This window comes from Amycolatopsis sp. NPDC049253, from assembly GCF_040678995.1.
GTDB lineage: Bacteria > Actinomycetota > Actinomycetes > Mycobacteriales > Pseudonocardiaceae > Amycolatopsis.
This window is the reverse complement of sequence record NZ_JBFAQX010000013.1, coordinates 145,787-159,651: the sequence shown is the minus strand read 5'-3', so window position 1 is coordinate 159,651 and position 13,865 is coordinate 145,787. Positions and strand designations below refer to the sequence as shown.

General features: G+C 69.6%; 18 protein-coding genes. 14 read left to right on the top strand and 4 right to left on the bottom strand.

The genetic code is table 11. From position 1 onward, the window contains the following. The first annotated feature begins 75 nt into the window (after positions 1–75). On the top strand, positions 76–1,293 hold the full coding sequence (locus AB0K15_RS27710) for an alpha/beta fold hydrolase (protein WP_364056426.1): 1,218 nt from the start codon (positions 76–78) through the stop codon (positions 1,291–1,293). Here the strand turns inward: AB0K15_RS27710 and AB0K15_RS27705 are convergent. Beyond that, complete coding sequence (locus AB0K15_RS27705; protein WP_364056423.1) at positions 1,290–1,916, bottom strand: LysE family translocator; 627 nt, start codon at positions 1,914–1,916, stop codon at positions 1,290–1,292. The genes AB0K15_RS27710 and AB0K15_RS27705 overlap by 4 nt on opposite strands. Before the next feature lie 20 nt (positions 1,917–1,936). Next, positions 1,937–2,563 (bottom strand): LysE family translocator, encoded by a 627-nt coding sequence (locus AB0K15_RS27700; RefSeq protein ID WP_364056420.1) that lies wholly within the window; start codon positions 2,561–2,563, stop codon positions 1,937–1,939. 122 nt (positions 2,564–2,685) lie between these two features. On the opposite strand from AB0K15_RS27700, the gene AB0K15_RS27695 reads away from it, so the two are divergent. The 8 genes from AB0K15_RS27695 to ehuA all read left to right on the top strand — a co-directional run bounded on the left by AB0K15_RS27695 (position 2,686) and on the right by ehuA (position 7,902). Continuing rightward, entirely contained in the window at positions 2,686–3,216 is a 531-nt protein-coding gene (locus tag AB0K15_RS27695) for a hypothetical protein (protein WP_364056417.1), read from the top strand. 71 nt (positions 3,217–3,287) lie between these two features. Further along, positions 3,288–3,821 (top strand): hypothetical protein, encoded by a 534-nt coding sequence (locus tag AB0K15_RS27690; RefSeq protein ID WP_364056414.1) that lies wholly within the window; start codon positions 3,288–3,290, stop codon positions 3,819–3,821. Between the two features lie 64 nt (positions 3,822–3,885). Further along, entirely contained in the window at positions 3,886–4,419 is a 534-nt protein-coding gene (locus tag AB0K15_RS27685) for a hypothetical protein (protein ID WP_364056411.1), read from the top strand. Between the two features lie 3 nt (positions 4,420–4,422). Then, on the top strand, positions 4,423–4,725 hold the full coding sequence (locus tag AB0K15_RS27680) for a DUF6191 domain-containing protein (protein WP_364056408.1): 303 nt from the start codon (positions 4,423–4,425) through the stop codon (positions 4,723–4,725). Positions 4,726–4,862: 137 nt separating this feature from the next. Beyond that, positions 4,863–5,756, top strand: a complete 894-nt coding sequence (gene ehuB / locus AB0K15_RS27675; RefSeq protein ID WP_364056405.1) for an ectoine/hydroxyectoine ABC transporter substrate-binding protein EhuB — start codon at positions 4,863–4,865, stop codon at positions 5,754–5,756. 13 nt (positions 5,757–5,769) lie between these two features. Next, positions 5,770–6,480 carry an ectoine/hydroxyectoine ABC transporter permease subunit EhuC gene (ehuC, locus tag AB0K15_RS27670; RefSeq protein ID WP_364056402.1) on the top strand — a complete coding sequence of 237 codons (711 nt, stop codon included), beginning with the start codon at positions 5,770–5,772 and terminating at the stop codon, positions 6,478–6,480. Then, positions 6,477–7,133, top strand: a complete 657-nt coding sequence (gene ehuD / locus AB0K15_RS27665; RefSeq protein ID WP_364056399.1) for an ectoine/hydroxyectoine ABC transporter permease subunit EhuD — start codon at positions 6,477–6,479, stop codon at positions 7,131–7,133. The genes ehuC and ehuD overlap by 4 nt, the downstream gene beginning before the upstream one ends. A gap of 4 nt (positions 7,134–7,137) precedes the next feature. Then, positions 7,138–7,902, top strand: coding sequence for an ectoine/hydroxyectoine ABC transporter ATP-binding protein EhuA (ehuA, locus tag AB0K15_RS27660; RefSeq protein ID WP_364056586.1), 765 nt, complete (start codon positions 7,138–7,140; stop codon positions 7,900–7,902). On the opposite strand, the gene AB0K15_RS27655 is transcribed toward ehuA, so the two are convergent. Further along, entirely contained in the window at positions 7,899–8,441 is a 543-nt protein-coding gene (locus tag AB0K15_RS27655; RefSeq protein ID WP_364056396.1) for a cysteine hydrolase family protein, read from the bottom strand. The genes ehuA and AB0K15_RS27655 overlap by 4 nt on opposite strands. 71 nt (positions 8,442–8,512) lie before the next feature. On the opposite strand from AB0K15_RS27655, the gene AB0K15_RS27650 reads away from it, so the two are divergent. After that, the gene (locus tag AB0K15_RS27650; protein ID WP_364056393.1) at positions 8,513–9,511 is read left to right on the top strand and encodes a helix-turn-helix domain-containing protein; all 999 of its coding nucleotides are present in this window, start codon (positions 8,513–8,515) and stop codon (positions 9,509–9,511) included. Continuing rightward, on the top strand, positions 9,484–10,257 hold the full coding sequence (locus AB0K15_RS27645; RefSeq protein WP_364056390.1) for an enoyl-CoA hydratase-related protein: 774 nt from the start codon (positions 9,484–9,486) through the stop codon (positions 10,255–10,257). Before AB0K15_RS27650 ends, AB0K15_RS27645 begins: the two co-directional genes overlap by 28 nt. A 36-nt stretch (positions 10,258–10,293) precedes the next feature. Here AB0K15_RS27645 and AB0K15_RS27640 read toward each other — a convergent pair whose 3' ends face one another. Continuing rightward, positions 10,294–10,833, bottom strand: a complete 540-nt coding sequence (locus AB0K15_RS27640; protein ID WP_364056387.1) for an NUDIX hydrolase — start codon at positions 10,831–10,833, stop codon at positions 10,294–10,296. A gap of 37 nt (positions 10,834–10,870) precedes the next feature. Between AB0K15_RS27640 and nucS the strand changes: the two genes are divergently transcribed. The 3 genes from nucS to AB0K15_RS27625 all read left to right on the top strand — a co-directional run bounded on the left by nucS (position 10,871) and on the right by AB0K15_RS27625 (position 13,818). Further along, on the top strand, positions 10,871–11,530 hold the full coding sequence (nucS, locus tag AB0K15_RS27635) for an endonuclease NucS (RefSeq protein ID WP_360594697.1): 660 nt from the start codon (positions 10,871–10,873) through the stop codon (positions 11,528–11,530). A 276-nt stretch (positions 11,531–11,806) separates the two neighbouring features. Next, entirely contained in the window at positions 11,807–13,507 is a 1,701-nt protein-coding gene (locus AB0K15_RS27630; protein WP_364056383.1) for a sodium:solute symporter family protein, read from the top strand. Between the two features lie 14 nt (positions 13,508–13,521). Continuing rightward, positions 13,522–13,818, top strand: coding sequence for a hypothetical protein (locus AB0K15_RS27625; RefSeq protein WP_364056380.1), 297 nt, complete (start codon positions 13,522–13,524; stop codon positions 13,816–13,818). Positions 13,819–13,865 lie beyond the last annotated feature (47 nt).

Below are 13,865 nucleotides of genomic sequence, written 5' to 3'. Positions count from 1 at the left end.
GTGGACGAGACGGTACCGTTCCGTGTAACTTCGCGACGGGACGGTACCGTATCGTCCTATGTCAAGGAGGGCCCGATGAAGCAGCTGCTGTTCGAGGACGACCCCCAGTTCTGGTTCGAGACGCTCCGCGTGTTCGGCCACGCGAGTTACGGCGGATCGGACTTCGGCGAGGTCGTCGCCACCGCTTCGCGCATCAAGCCCGGCGACTACGACAGCTGGCACGACGAATGGCTCGCCGCGGCCGAGCGCCTGGCGGCCGAGGCGGACCGGGTTGCCGCCGCGCATCCGATCAGCGCCCGCGACGCCTACCTGCGTGCGTCCACCTACTACCGCTCGGCCGAGTTCTTCCTGCACGGGCTCCCCGCCGACCCGCGCATCGCCTACGCCTACGACCGCAGTGTCGACTGCTTCCACCGCGCGATCGAGGGGTTCGCGGGTGTCGAGCGCGTCGAGATCCCGTATGAGGGGCACGTGCTGCGCGGCTACTTCTACCGCGCGCCCGGCACCGGACCTCGCCCGATTCTGGTGGCGCACAACGGTTTTGACGGCAGTGCGGAGGAGGTGCACTTCTTCGGCGCCGCCGGGGGACAGGAGCGCGGCTACCACGTGCTGGCGTTCGACGGCCCCGGCCAGCCGAGCGCGATCCACCGCGACGGGCTCGCCTTCCGGCCCGACTGGGAGCACGTGGTGGGCCCGGTGCTCGACTTCGTGCTCGCCGACCCGGGCGTCGACCCGGACAAGGTCGCGCTGCTCGGCCTCAGCCTCGGCGGCATGCTCGCGCCGCGCGCCGCGGCGTTCGACGAGCGCGTCAAGGCGGTCGTCGCCGTGGACGGCGTGTTCGACGCCGGCTCGGCGGTCACGGCGTTCCTGCCCTGGGACCGTGCGGAGATCGAGCGCCGCGCCAACGCGCCGCAGGACGAGGAGCTCGACAAGCTGCTGGCCGCCGGGCGCGCCGCGAGCCCCACGCTGCGCTGGGCCACCGACCACGGCCGGTACGTGATGGGCGCGGCGACCGACCGCGAGTTCCTCGCGAAGTACCTGACCTACACGCTCGACGGCGGCGTCGCCGAGCGCATCAAGTGCCCGACGCTCGTCTGCGAGGCCGCCGACGACCTGTTCTTCAACGGCGACGGTGAAACCCAGCCCGAACCCCGCCGGCTCTACGAACGGCTCACCGGGCCGAAGACGCTGCTCTCGTTCACCGCCGAGGAGGGAGCGGACGCCCACTGCCACGTCGGCGCGCAGCGGCTCGCCACGGCCCGCGTCTTCGACTGGCTCGACGAGACGCTCTAGGCCTCGACAGCCAGGCCCACGCCGAAGCCGATCAGGACCGTGCCGGTCACGCCGTCGAGGGTGCGGCGCACGCGGCGGCGCTCGAGCCAGCCGCGCACGCGGTGCACCAGCAGGAGCAGCAGGATCTGCCAGACCGCACCGACCGCGGCGACGGTGTAGGCGAGCAGCAGGGCGTCGCCGGTGGTGGTGACCCCGGGCGTCAGGAACTGCGGCAGCACCGAGAGGTAGAGGACCAGCACCTTCGGATTGGTCACGTTGGACAGGAACCCCTCGCGCCAGCGGCGGAACGCGCTCTGCCGGGCGCGTTTCGCCTCGGCGAGCGACTGGTAGTCACCGCGCCAGGCGCCGCGCAGCGCCTGGAAACCGAGGTAGCAGAGGTAGGCGACACCGAGCCACTTCACGGTTTCGAAGATCGGGCGCGAGTTCGTGATCACGGCCCCGAGGCCGAGCGCGGCGAGAGTGCCCTGCAGGAAGTTGGCCACGGCGATCCCGGCGCACGCCCACGCGCCACCGCGGGCGCCGCCCGACAGTGCGTTCTTCAGCACGACCATGCTGTCGGGCCCGGGCGCCACGGCGAGCACCACCATCATGGCGAGGAACCCGCCGTACACACCCCACGTCATGCGGCGAACGTTAACCCGGGTCAGGACTCCAAGGCCAGGGCCGCCCCGAAGCCGACCAGGGCGGTGCCGGTCACACCGTCGAGCGCGCGGCGCACCTTGCGCTGCTTGAGCCACGCGCGCACGTGGTGCACGAAGAACAGCAGCACCAGCAGCCACACCGTGCCCAGCACCGCGACGGTGTAGGCGAGCACGAGCGCGTCCCACGTCGTGGTGCGCACGGGGTCGAGGAACTGCGGCAGCACCGACAGGTAGAGGACCAGGACCTTCGGGTTGGTCACGTTGGACAGGAACCCCTCGCGCCAGCGGCGGAAGCCGCTCGCCCGCTTGCGCTGCGTCTCTTCCACGGTGGCGTAGTTGCCGCGCCACGCGCCGCGCAGAGCCTGGAACCCGAGGAACACGAGGTACGCCGCGCCGAGCCACTTGAGCGTGATGAACACCGGCTGGGACCGCGCGATGACCACCCCGAGCCCGAGTGCCGCCGCCGTGCCCTGCAACGCGTTGCCGGCGAAGATGCCGGCCGTCGCGAGCAGCCCTCCGCGGGCGCCGCCGGACAGCGCGTTCTTCAGCATCACCATCGTGTCCGGTCCCGGCGCCAGGACGATGAGGACCACGATGACGAGATAACTGCCGTACCCACTCCAAGTCACGTTGTTCCACGGTAATCGCCGCTCACGGCGGAGTCTTGCGGATTTCGGTCACAGCACTTCGCCGCGCGGGGCAACCCCGGCGAACCGGACGACGTGCTCATCTCCGGGAGAGGGAGGGCACGATGAATCCGATCGACGACGGTCAGACGGTGTTGTGGCGCGGCGGGCCGCAGCGCCGCCACCGGCGCTTCCGCGACTGCCTGCCGTGGGCGCCGGCCGTGGTTCTGGTCGTGGGTTTGGGCCTGCTGGTCGCGTTCTACCCGGACCACGAACTGTGGATCAGCTGGTACTTCTCGAGCGTCCTGGCGATCGGCTTCGCGGCAAACGCCGGCTCGGCGCGGTCCAAGCGGTTCGCCGCGCTCTCGTACACCGTGACCGACCGGCGGCTGATCCTCGTGCTGCGCTGGTCGCACGGCGACGATTTCCGCTGGGTCCCGATCGGCCTGCTCGGGTCGCCGCGGGTGCACGAGCTGGGCGACGGGGTCGGCACCGTCGCCTTCGACCGGTCGGTGACGCGGTGGACGCGCCGGCGGGACCCGTGGCGGTCCCCGGGTCTGGCCCCGATCCATCCGGAACTGGTGGCCATCCGCGACGCACAGCAGGTCGCCGAACTCATCTCGCGCAACGCGGAGCAAGCCTCGGCCGTCGGGTGAAGGGAGAAAGTTCGCCGCGCGGGGCAACCCCGGCGAACCGGACGGCGTACTCACCACCGGGGGGAGGCGCGATGTATCCGATCGAGCCGGACGAGACGGTGCTGTGGACAGGCCGCCCGGAGCGGTACTGCTGGCGCTACCGCGACTACCACTGGTTCGTGGTGGTCCTTGTGGTCATCGTCGTCGGGGTCGTCCTGACGAGCATCTTGGCGGCGCCGGAGTACGGCGTCCCGGTCATGGCCGTGGTGGTATCGGGCAGCGTCGGCTCCGCGATCGCGCGGCACCGGGAGCGAGCGAGCCGGGTGGGGGCGACCACCTATGTCGTGACCGATCGGCGCCTGGTGTTCGCCACGTACTGGCCACAGGGCGCGGAGTTCCGCTGGATCCCCTTGGCGTACCTGCGCCGGCCGCGGGTGCGTGACATCGGCGGCGGGCTCGGCATCGTCGACTTCCGGCCGACCGTGGCGCAGTGGCTGAAGGACCAGGGGTACCGGCCGCGGCCCGTGTGGTACCCGAAGCTGCCCGAGCTGATGGGGATCCGCGACGCGCAGGAGGTCGCCGAGCTCATCTCGCGCAACGCGGGGCACTCCTCGGTCCTCGGGTGAGTTCGCCGCGCTGGGCAACCCGGGCGAACCGGGCAGCGTGCTCATTCCGGAAAGGCAGGGCGCGATGTATCCGATCGAAGAGGGCGAGACCGTGTTGTGGTCCGGCCGTCCGCAGCGCTACCACCGGCGGTTTCGCGACTACTACTGGTGGGTCGTGCTCGCGGTCCTCGTGGTGGGCGGGAGCTTCGTGATCGCCGTGCTCGACGTGCTGGACGTGGCCCTGTATCCGTGGGTCATCGTGATCGCGCTCGTGGCCGGGTTCGCCGTCGAACGCCCGAAGGAACGCCGCGCGCTGCTCGCCGTCACGACCTACTTCGTCACCGACCGCCGGCTGGTGTTCGTCGCCCACGGCGGGTCGGGCTCGGAGTTCCGCTCGGCGGCGCTCGCCGGCCTCCGTCCGCCGCGGGTCCACGCCCTCGGCGATGGGCTCGGCACGATCGACTTCCGCCCGACCTGGTGGGAGTGGGTCAAGGACCAGGAGTACCGGCCGCGGCCCGCGTGGCACCCGTTCCTGCCCGAGCTGGTCGCGGTGCGCGACGCTCAGCAGCTCGCGGACCTGATCGAGCGGAACGCGGCCCGCCGGTCGTTCGTTGGGTGAGACGTGCAGATCATCATGTCGATCGCCTTGCCGGCCGCGACGCTGCTGCTGGTGATCGTGGGCGCCTGGGAGGTGCGGCCGGGCCGCAAGCCGTCGCGGCTGAAGCGGCGGCTGTCCTCGACGTACCTCGACGAGGTGACTTCGTTCCTCTACGGAACCAAGCGCAACGAGCTCGAGCACCGCGACTCCGTGGAGATGACCCTCGACCAGGACGCCCAGGGCGCGCCGCCGCTGGGGATGATCGACCTGGACCGCGGCGTGGCGATCGTGCGGCCCGCGAACCAGGACAAACGGGCCACGGACTGAAAGCTTTCGAACACGCATTGTTCCGGCCGGTCAATTTACGGTAACGGCTGACGCTTATCGGCTGCACTTGACGTGCCTCCTTCCCGGTCGGCACCTACGTTCGACGCACGGAAATGTGATCGAAACGAGGTGCTGGGATGAAGCACGACGAATGGTCGCGAAGGCAGTTTTTCCGGGGATCCGTACTGGTGGGAGCAGCCGTCCTGGGTGGCCCGGTGTTGCTTTCCGCATGTACGTCGACGTCGTCCGGTGACACGTTGCAGGCGGCTCAGTCCGCCAAGAAGATCAAAATCGGAATCGCGAACGAATCCCCCTACGGATTCACCGATCAAAGCGGAAAAGTCACGGGCGAGGCCCCTGAAGTTGCGCGAGTCGTATTCCGGAACATGGGGATCGACACCGTCGAGGCGAGCGCGGTCTCCTTCGACCAGCTGATCCCGGCACTCAACGCGAAGCAGTACGACGTCGTGGCGGCGGGCATGAACATCACCGCGAAACGCTGCGGCCAAGCCGCGTTCTCGATCCCTGACTACTCGGCGCTGACCGCGTTGCTGGTGCCGGCGGGCAACCCGCAGCAGGTGCTGAAGTTCGAGGACATCGCAGCCAAGAAGGTGAAGGTCGCGGTGCTCTCCGCCGCGGTGGAGAAGGGCTACGCCACCAGCGCCGGCGTGCCCGAGAGCCAGATCGAGACCCTGGACTCCCAGGACAACATGCTGCGCGCCGTCGTCGACGGCCGCGTCTACGCCGCGGCGCTCACCGACATCTCGCTGAAGGACGTGCTGAAGAAGAACCCCGGCGCGGCCGCCGAGGTGACCCCGGGGTTCGACCCGGTCGAGAACGGCCAACCGGTGATCTCGGCGGGTGGGTTCGTCTTCCGCACCGGCGACAGGACGCTGGTCGACGCGTTCAACACAGAACTGAAGAAGCTGCACGACAGCGGGGAGTGGACGAGGATCGTCGCACCCTTCGGCTTCACGCAGGCGAACCTGCCGAAGCCGGACGTGACCACCGAGAAGCTCTGCGCCGCGTGACGGGTGGTGCGCCGTGTCGAACGTGCCGCACATCGTCTCGGCGATCCTCGCCGGCCTGACCACGACGATCGAGGCCGCGGTCGGCGGGATCCTCCTCACGATCGTCCTCTCGCTGATCGCGGGGCTCGCGCTGCTTTCGCCGAGGCGGTCCGTCCGCGGGGTCGCGCGGGTGTACGTGGAGGTCTTCCGCGGGACGTCCGAGGCCGTGCAGCTGTTCTGGCTGTTCTTCGTGCTGCCGGTGCTGGTCGGCTTCCAGCTGGTGCCGTTGTTCGCCGGCATCCTGGTCCTGGGGCTGAACCACGGGGCGTACGGCGCCGAGGTCGTGCGTGGCGCCGTGCGGTCGGTGCCGCGGGCGCAGTTCGAAGGGGCGGTCGCGCTCAACCTTTCGCCCACGCAGCGGATGGTGCGGGTGCTCCTGCCGCAGGCGTTCGCCGAGATGCTGCCACCGTTCAACAACCTGTTCATCCAGCTGCTGAAGAGCACCGCGCTGCTGTCGTTCATCTCGGCGGGCGAGATCACCGAACGCGGTGAGCTGCTCCGGCCGGTGTTCGGCGCGGACATCGGCTGGATCTACGGCACCGAGCTGGTGCTCTACCTCCTGCTCGCCATCGTGATCACGACCGGCATGCGGGCGCTGGAGCGCTGGGCCGCGCGCCGGCTCGGCCGGACGCCGGTGCGGCGCACGGAGCTGGACCTCACCGTGGGCGGGGGAGGTGCCGGGTGAACTGGGACTGGCAGGCCGCCGCCGACGCGATCCCTCTGCTGCTGGAGGGATTGCTGGTCACGGTGGAGCTCACGCTGCTCGGGTCCGCCCTCGCGTACACGCTAGGCCTGGTACTGGCGTTGCTGCGCCGGGCGCGGATCCCGGTGCTGTCGCGGGTGGCGTGGCTGTTCATCGAGTTCGTCCGCAGCACGCCGTTGCTGATCCAGGTCTTCGTGCTGTACTGGCTGGTGCCGCCGTTGACCGGGTTCACGATGTCGGCGTTCCTCACGGGTGTCGTGGCCCTCGGGGTGCACTACGCGACCTACACCGCCGAGGTGTACCGGGCCGGGATCGAAGCCGTCCCGAAAGGACAGTGGGAGGCGGCGACCGCGCTGAACCTGCCGCGGTCAAGGGTGTGGACGGCCGTCGTGCTGCCCCAGGCGATCCCGCGCGTGCTGCCCGCGCTGGGCAACTACACGATCTCGATGTTCAAGGAAACGCCGCTGCTGCTGGCGATCGGCGTGCTGGACGTGCTCAACCGCGCCAAGGAGGTCGGCGCGGAGACGTTCCGCGTCGTCGAGCCCTACACCCTGGCCGGGGTGCTGTTCCTGCTGGTGAGCCTGCCTGCCTCCGTGCTGGTCCGACGATGGGAACGCCGTGCCGAACGAGTCTGACGCGATGATCCGGTTCTCGGGTGTGGTCAAGAAGTTCGGGGATCACGTGGTGCTCGACGAACTCGATTTCACCGTGGCACCGGGGGAGTTCGTCTCGCTGATCGGCCCGAGCGGGTCCGGCAAGACGACGATCCTGCGGCTGCTGATGACCCTGGAGCGGGTGAACGCCGGCACCATCGACGTCGGCGGCGAGTGCCTGAGCCACGTGCGCCGCGGCGAACGGCTGGTGCCGGCCGACGAGAAGCACCTGCGGGTGATGCGGCGCCGGATCGGGATGGTGTTCCAGCAGTTCAACCTGTTCCCCAACATGAACGTGCTGCGCAACATCACCGAGGCCCCCGTCCGGTCGCTCGGCGTGGCACCGGCCGAAGCCGAGCGGCGGGCCCGTGACCTGCTCGGCCTCGTCGGACTCGAGGACAAGGCGGACGCGCACCCGACGCGGCTGTCCGGCGGGCAGCAGCAGCGGGTCGCGATCGCCCGGGCGCTCGCGATGCGCCCCGACGTGCTGCTGCTCGACGAGGTCACGTCGGCGCTCGACCCGGAGCTCGTCGCCGACGTCCTGCGGGTGCTGCGGAACATCGCGTCGACCACGGACATCACCATCCTGTGCGTGACGCACGAAATGCAGTTCGCGCAGGACGTCTCGGATCGGGTGATGATGTTCGACCACGGCCGGGTGCTGGAGGAGGCGCCACCGGAGAAGCTGTTCACCGCTCCCGAACACGAACGCACGAAGGAGTTCCTCCGTGCCGTGATCGATCGTCGTTAGCCCAGGATCTCCTTCGTGGTCTTCACAGTGGCGAACTGGTTGTGCAGGTTCGCCGCGGTGACGCGGGCGAGCTCGTCGGCCGGCACGGTGGTGCCGTCGACGGCGGGCAGGTCGAACGTGAAGGTCGCGTCGAGCGCGAAGGTCACGTCGTAGCCGAGGTTGCCGCCCATGCGGGCCGTGGTCTCGCAGCAGAAGTTGGTCTGGATCCCGGCGAGGACGAAGCTCGTGATGCCGTGGGTCTTGAGCCACGCGTCGAGGTCGACGTCGCCGAGGAAAGCCGAGTTCACCTTCTTGCCGAAGACCAGGTCGGGGCGGGCGCCGTCGAGCTCGGGCAGGAAGTCGTTGCCCGGCTGGCCGGGCCGCAGCGGCGAATCGGCGTGCACGGAGTCGTGGTGCACGAGGACGACGGGCAGGCGGCGCTGCTGCCACGCGTCGAGCAGGGCCTTGATGTTGGCCTCCGCGCCGGGGTTGTTGCGCGGGCCCCAGTACTGCTCGTCGGAGAACCCGCGCTGGACGTCGATGAGGATGAGTGCGGTCATGCCGTCGAGTCTTGCCGGGCCGCCGGCGTCGAGGGAGTGGCAGAAGGCGCGCGATCCGGTACTTTTCTGCCATGCGGACGATCGGGGTGCTGCTCCTGCCGGGTACGCGCGCGTTCGACCTCGGGGTGATCGCCGAGGTCTGGGCGCAGGACCGCAGCGAGAGCGGGATCGGCCCGTTCACCGTGCGGCTGTGCGGGGCGGGCCGGCGGCGCACCTCGTTGTCCCCCTTCGGGGAGGTCACGCCGACGCACGGGTTGACCGGGCTCGACGGCTGCGACCTCGTGCTCGCGCCCGGCCGCGACGATCCGCACGCACCGGTGCCGCCCGCCGCGTCGGCCGCGTTGCGCCGGGCCCACCGTCGCGGCGCGACGGTGGCGGGCCTGTGCTCCGGCGCGTTCACCCTCGCGGCCGCGGGTTTGCTCGACGGCCGCCCCGCGACCACGCACTGGTGGGACCTCGACGCACTCGCCGTCGCCGCGCCTCTCGCTCAGCTGCACCGCGATGTGCTGTACACCGAATCCGGCGGCGTGCTCACCTCGGCGGGTGTGGTCGGCGGGCTCGACCTCTGCCTGCACCTCGTGCGCCGCGACCACGGCGCCGACGTCGCCGCGAAACTCGCGCGGCGCCTCGTGATGCCGCTCGCACGCGAGGGCGGCCAGCGCCAGTACGTCGAGAACCCCTTGCCCGCGGCGCCTTCCCGGCCGGGTCTGTCGTCCACTATGGACTGGGCGCTGGCCCGGCTGGCCGAGGAGATCGGCGTGGCGGACCTGTGCGGCCACGCCGGGATGAGCGAGCGGACGTTCCACCGCGAGTTCGCCGCGGCCACGGGCGTCACGCCGGGGCGGTGGCTGCGCGGGCAACGGGTGCGGCTGGCGCAACGCCTGCTGGAGACCACCGAGCTGCCGGTGGAGCGCGTCGCGCAGCGGTCGGGGCTGGGTACGGCCGCGAACCTGCGCCGGCGGCTGCGCGTGGAGGTCGGCGTCGGGCCTGATTCGTACCGGCGCACGTTCCGTTCCGCGCCCGGCGGCGTTACGGTCGGGGTATGGCCGAGTACGAGCACCTCCTCGTGAAGCGCGACGGCGACACGATCACCATCACGATGAACCGCGCCGCGCGGCGCAACTCGCTGTCCGCCGACCACCTGACCGAGCTGCTCGCGGCGTTCCGCGAAGCGGGCACCACCGACGCGACGGGCATCGTCCTCGCCGGCGCCGGTCCGGTCTTCTCCGCGGGCCACGACTTCGGCGACGTCGCCGCACGCGACCTGATGGGCGTGCGCGAGCTGCTGACGTTGTGTACCGAGCTGATGCGCACCATGCAGGCCCTGCCGCAGGTCGTGGTCGCGCGCGTGCACGGCCTGGCGACCGCGGCGGGCTGCCAGCTCGTGGCCTCGTGCGACCTCGCCGTCGCCGCGGCGTCCGCGGGTTTCGCCCTGCCCGGCGGCAAAGGCGGCTGGTTCTGCCACACCCCGGCCGTCCCGGTGGCGCGCTCGATCGGCCGCAAACGCCTGATGGAGCTGGCGTTGACCGGCGATGTCGTCGACGCCGCCACCGCGCTCGACTGGGGTCTGGTCAACTCCGTCGTCCCGGACGAGGAGCTCGACGACGCTGTCGCCACCCTGCTCGCGCGGGCCACGCGCGGCAGCCGGGCGAGCAAGGCCATGGGCAAGCAGACGCTGTACGCCCAGCTCGACCGCCCGGAAGCCGACGCCTACGCCATCGCGCTGGAGGTCATGGCCTCGGCGTCGCAGCTGCCGGGCGCGCGGGAGGGCATGGCGGCGTTCCTGGAGAAGCGCAAGGCCGAGTGGCCGGACTGAGCGGGCTCGGCGTCGCGGCTTTCAACGGCGCTGCTTTCAACGACGCTCGTGCAGCAGCAGAAGCGTGTACGCGGCGATCGACTGCGCGTCGGTGATGCCACCCGCCGAGATCATCTTCTCGACCTCGGTGCGGGTGAACCACGCGGTGGTCATGTCCTGTTCTTCGAGCTCGCGTTCCGGTTCGCCCTCGGTGAGGTCGGTGGCGAGGTAGACGTGGCCGCGCTGGCTCGACATGCCGGGCGCGACTTCCAGTAGCCCGATCTCCGTCACGGTCTCGGCGCGCAGGCCCGTCTCCTCGCGCAGCTCGCGGCGGGCGAGCTCGGCGGGCGGCGTCTCGGCGAGGTCGGGGGCCGTGCCCTGGCAGAACTCCCACCGGCGCTCGCCGACGGGGTAGCGGAACTGGTCGACCAGCAGCACGCGGTCGCCGTCCATCGGGATGATCAGGGCGTAGGTCGGTTTGTCGACCACGCCGTAGATGCCTTCGCTGCCGTCGGCGCGGCGGATGGCGTCCTCGCGCACCGTCATCCAGTTGTTCCGGTACACCTTGCGGGTCGCGACACGCTGAATGGGGTCCACTCGCCCAGTATCGCCGAGCCTGTCCTACCCTCGGCGGGTGCGTCTCGTGATCGCTCGCTGCCAGGTCGACTACGCCGGCCGCCTCACCGCCCACCTGCCGATGGCCACGCGCCTGCTCCTCGTCAAGTCGGACGGTTCGGTGTCCGTGCACTCGGACGACCGCGCGTACAAGCCCCTGAACTGGATGAGCCCGCCCTGCTGGCTCATCGAGGACGGCAAGCTGTGGATCGTCGAGAACAAGCAGGGCGAGAAGCTCGTGATCTCGATCGACGAGATCTACCACGACCACGAGCAGGAACTGGGCGCCGAACCGGGCCTGCAGAAGGACGGCGTGGAAGCGCACCTGCAGGAACTGCTCGCCGAGCACATCAAGACCCTCGGCGACGGCTACACCCTCGTGCGCCGCGAATTTCCCACCGCCATCGGCCCGGTCGACATCATGGCCCGCGACGCGGACGGCAAGTCGGTCGCCGTGGAGATCAAGCGCCGCGGCGAGATCGACGGCGTCGAGCAGCTCACGCGCTACCTCGAGCTCCTCAACCGCGACCCGCTCCTGGCCCCCGTGCAGGGCGTCTTCGCCGCGCAGATCATCAAGCCCCAGGCCCGCACCCTCGCGGAAGACCGCGGCATCCGCTGCCTGACCCTGGACTACGACGCCCTGCGTGGCATCGAATCGGACGAGTTCCGCCTGTTCTGAGCCGCCGGGGCCGCGCGCGGCGACCGTCCTCAATGGACCCCATTGCCGGCCCGTGAGCAGGCCTGCGCGTTTGTGAGGTTCCGGTCATCGGGGCGCGAGCCGTCGAGATCACACTCGCCGGCCGGCGGCGTTTCCCCAGCTCACCGTCGTGAGTCGAAGGGTTTTTCCTGGATTCCCCGTGTCGGGGTGCCGCCTCGGAATCCATGCAGTACTGTCCGGATCTAACAGGACGCTGGTGTTTCCTGTGGGAAATTGTTTGATTCGGAGGTGGCTCGCGTGGAGGTCCTTGCCGACGCGAACCTGCGGCTCGACGCGAGTGCGATCGACTACATCGAGCTGGCGTTCTATTTCGTGCTGGTGCTGGGCATCGGCTATCTCGCCCGCAGGCAGGTGTCGAGCAGTCTCGACTTCTTCCTCTCCGGGCGCTCGCTCCCGGCGTGGGTGACCGGCCTGGCGTTCATCTCGGCCAACCTCGGCGCGATCGAGGTCATGGGCATGTCCGCCAACGGCGCCGAGTACGGGCTGCCGACGGCGCACTACTTCTGGATCGGCGCGATCCCCGCGATGCTGTTCCTCGGCGTCGTGATGATGCCGTTCTACTACGGCTCCAAGGTGCGCAGCGTTCCCGAGTTCATGCTCCGCCGCTTCGGCCCGACCGCCCACTGGGTCAACGGCGCCAGCTTCGCGCTCGCGCAGATCCTCATCGCCGGCGCGAACCTGTACCTGCTGGCCAGCGTCGTGAACCTGCTGCTGGGCTGGCCGATCTGGGTCTCGATCATCATCGCGGCCGTCATCGTGCTCACCTACACCGCACTCGGTGGCCTGTCGGCGGCCATCTACAACGAGGTGCTGCAGTTCTTCGTCATCCTCGCGGCGCTGATCCCGCTCACGATCGTCGGCCTGTACAAGGTCGGCGGCTGGAACGGCCTCATCGAGAAGGTGACCAACAGCCCGGGCGGCATCGCGCAGACGCACTCGTGGCCCGGCAACCAGCTGACCGGGTTCAGCAGCAACTTCCTGTCGGTGCTGGGCCTCGTGTTCGGTCTCGGGTTCGTGCTCTCGTTCGGTTACTGGACCACGAACTTCGTCGAGGTCCAGCGCGCGATGGCGTCGAAGAGCATGTCGGCCGCGCGGCGCACGCCGATCATCGGCTCGTTCCCGAAGATGTTCATCCCGTTCGTGGTGATCATCCCCGGCATGGTCGCCGCGATCACCGTGTCCGAGCTGCAGGGCGCGAACAAGCAGGCCCTGCTCGACGGCAAGCCCGCGCCGAGCGGCGCGACGTTCAACGACGCGCTCCTGCTGCTGATGCGCGACGTGCTGCCCAACGGCATCCTCGGCGTCGCGATCGCGGGTCTGCTCGCGTCGTTCATGGCCGGCATGGCGGCGAACCTGAGCTCGTTCAACACCGTGTTCACCTACGACATCTTCCAGACCTACATCGTGAAGAACCGGCCGGACAAGTTCTACCTGAACACCGGCCGCGTGGTGACCATGGTCGCGACGGTCCTGGCGATCGGCACGGCGTTCATCGCGTCGACGTACTCGAACCTGATGGACTACCTGCAGACGCTGTTCTCGTTCTTCAACGCGCCGCTGTTCGCCACGTTCATCCTCGGCATGTTCTGGAAGCGGATGAGCAAGGCGGCCGGCTGGTCGGGCCTGGTGTTCGGCACCATCGCGGCCATCGCGATCTTCGTGATGAGCAAGCTCGAGGTGTTCACGCTGCCGGGACAGGGCGTGAGTTTCGTGGCCGCGATCGCCGCGTTCGTCGTCGACATCGTGGTGAGCGTGGGCGTCACGTACCTGACGCCGCCCAAGCCGGAGTCGGAGCTGGTGGGCCTGGTCTACTCGCTCACGCCGCGCGATTCGCTCAAGCACGAGACCACCGGTGAGGACGCGGGCTGGTACCGCAAGCCGGTGCTGCTGGCCGGCATCGCCGCGGTGATCACCATCATCCTGAACTTCGCCTTCTAGGGAGGATGACCGTCATGGCAACGGAATCCACGCCGCGCTCGCGCAAGGCCGGTGCGTTCGACATCCGCCTGATCATCGCCCTGCTGACCGGCGTGTACGGCATCATCCTCACGGTGATGGGCGCGGCGTTCGACACCGAGGCCGACCGTGTGAAGTCGGCCGGGGTGAACATCAACCTGTGGGCCGGCATCGCCCTGCTGATCTTCACGGCGCTGTTCGTCCTGTGGGCGCGGCTGCGCCCGATCGTCGTGCCGACGCAGACCGAGCAGCCCGACGAGGACGAGACCACCGAACCGCCGTCCGCCGGATAGGCGGGTTGTCCGGACAGCCGGGGCCGGCTGCCGCTACCGTGCTCCGC

Excerpts from the sequence above, each read along its gene's own strand:
- AB0K15_RS27710 (WP_364056426.1), top strand. The coding sequence starts at position 76 with ATGAAGCAGCTGCTGTTCGAGGACGACCCCCAGTTCTGGTTCGAGACG.
- AB0K15_RS27650 (WP_364056393.1), top strand. The coding sequence starts at position 8,513 with ATGCGGACGATCGGGGTGCTGCTCCTGCCGGGTACGCGCGCGTTCGAC.
- AB0K15_RS27685 (WP_364056411.1), top strand. The coding sequence starts at position 3,886 with ATGTATCCGATCGAAGAGGGCGAGACCGTGTTGTGGTCCGGCCGTCCG.
- AB0K15_RS27645 (WP_364056390.1), top strand. The coding sequence starts at position 9,484 with ATGGCCGAGTACGAGCACCTCCTCGTGAAGCGCGACGGCGACACGATC.
- AB0K15_RS27705 (WP_364056423.1), bottom strand. The coding sequence starts at position 1,916 with ATGACGTGGGGTGTGTACGGCGGGTTCCTCGCCATGATGGTGGTGCTC.
- AB0K15_RS27695 (WP_364056417.1), top strand. The coding sequence starts at position 2,686 with ATGAATCCGATCGACGACGGTCAGACGGTGTTGTGGCGCGGCGGGCCG.
- ehuB (WP_364056405.1), top strand. The coding sequence starts at position 4,863 with ATGAAGCACGACGAATGGTCGCGAAGGCAGTTTTTCCGGGGATCCGTA.
- AB0K15_RS27625 (WP_364056380.1), top strand. The coding sequence starts at position 13,522 with ATGGCAACGGAATCCACGCCGCGCTCGCGCAAGGCCGGTGCGTTCGAC.
- AB0K15_RS27690 (WP_364056414.1), top strand. The coding sequence starts at position 3,288 with ATGTATCCGATCGAGCCGGACGAGACGGTGCTGTGGACAGGCCGCCCG.
- AB0K15_RS27655 (WP_364056396.1), bottom strand. The coding sequence starts at position 8,441 with ATGACCGCACTCATCCTCATCGACGTCCAGCGCGGGTTCTCCGACGAG.
- ehuA (WP_364056586.1), top strand. The coding sequence starts at position 7,138 with ATGATCCGGTTCTCGGGTGTGGTCAAGAAGTTCGGGGATCACGTGGTG.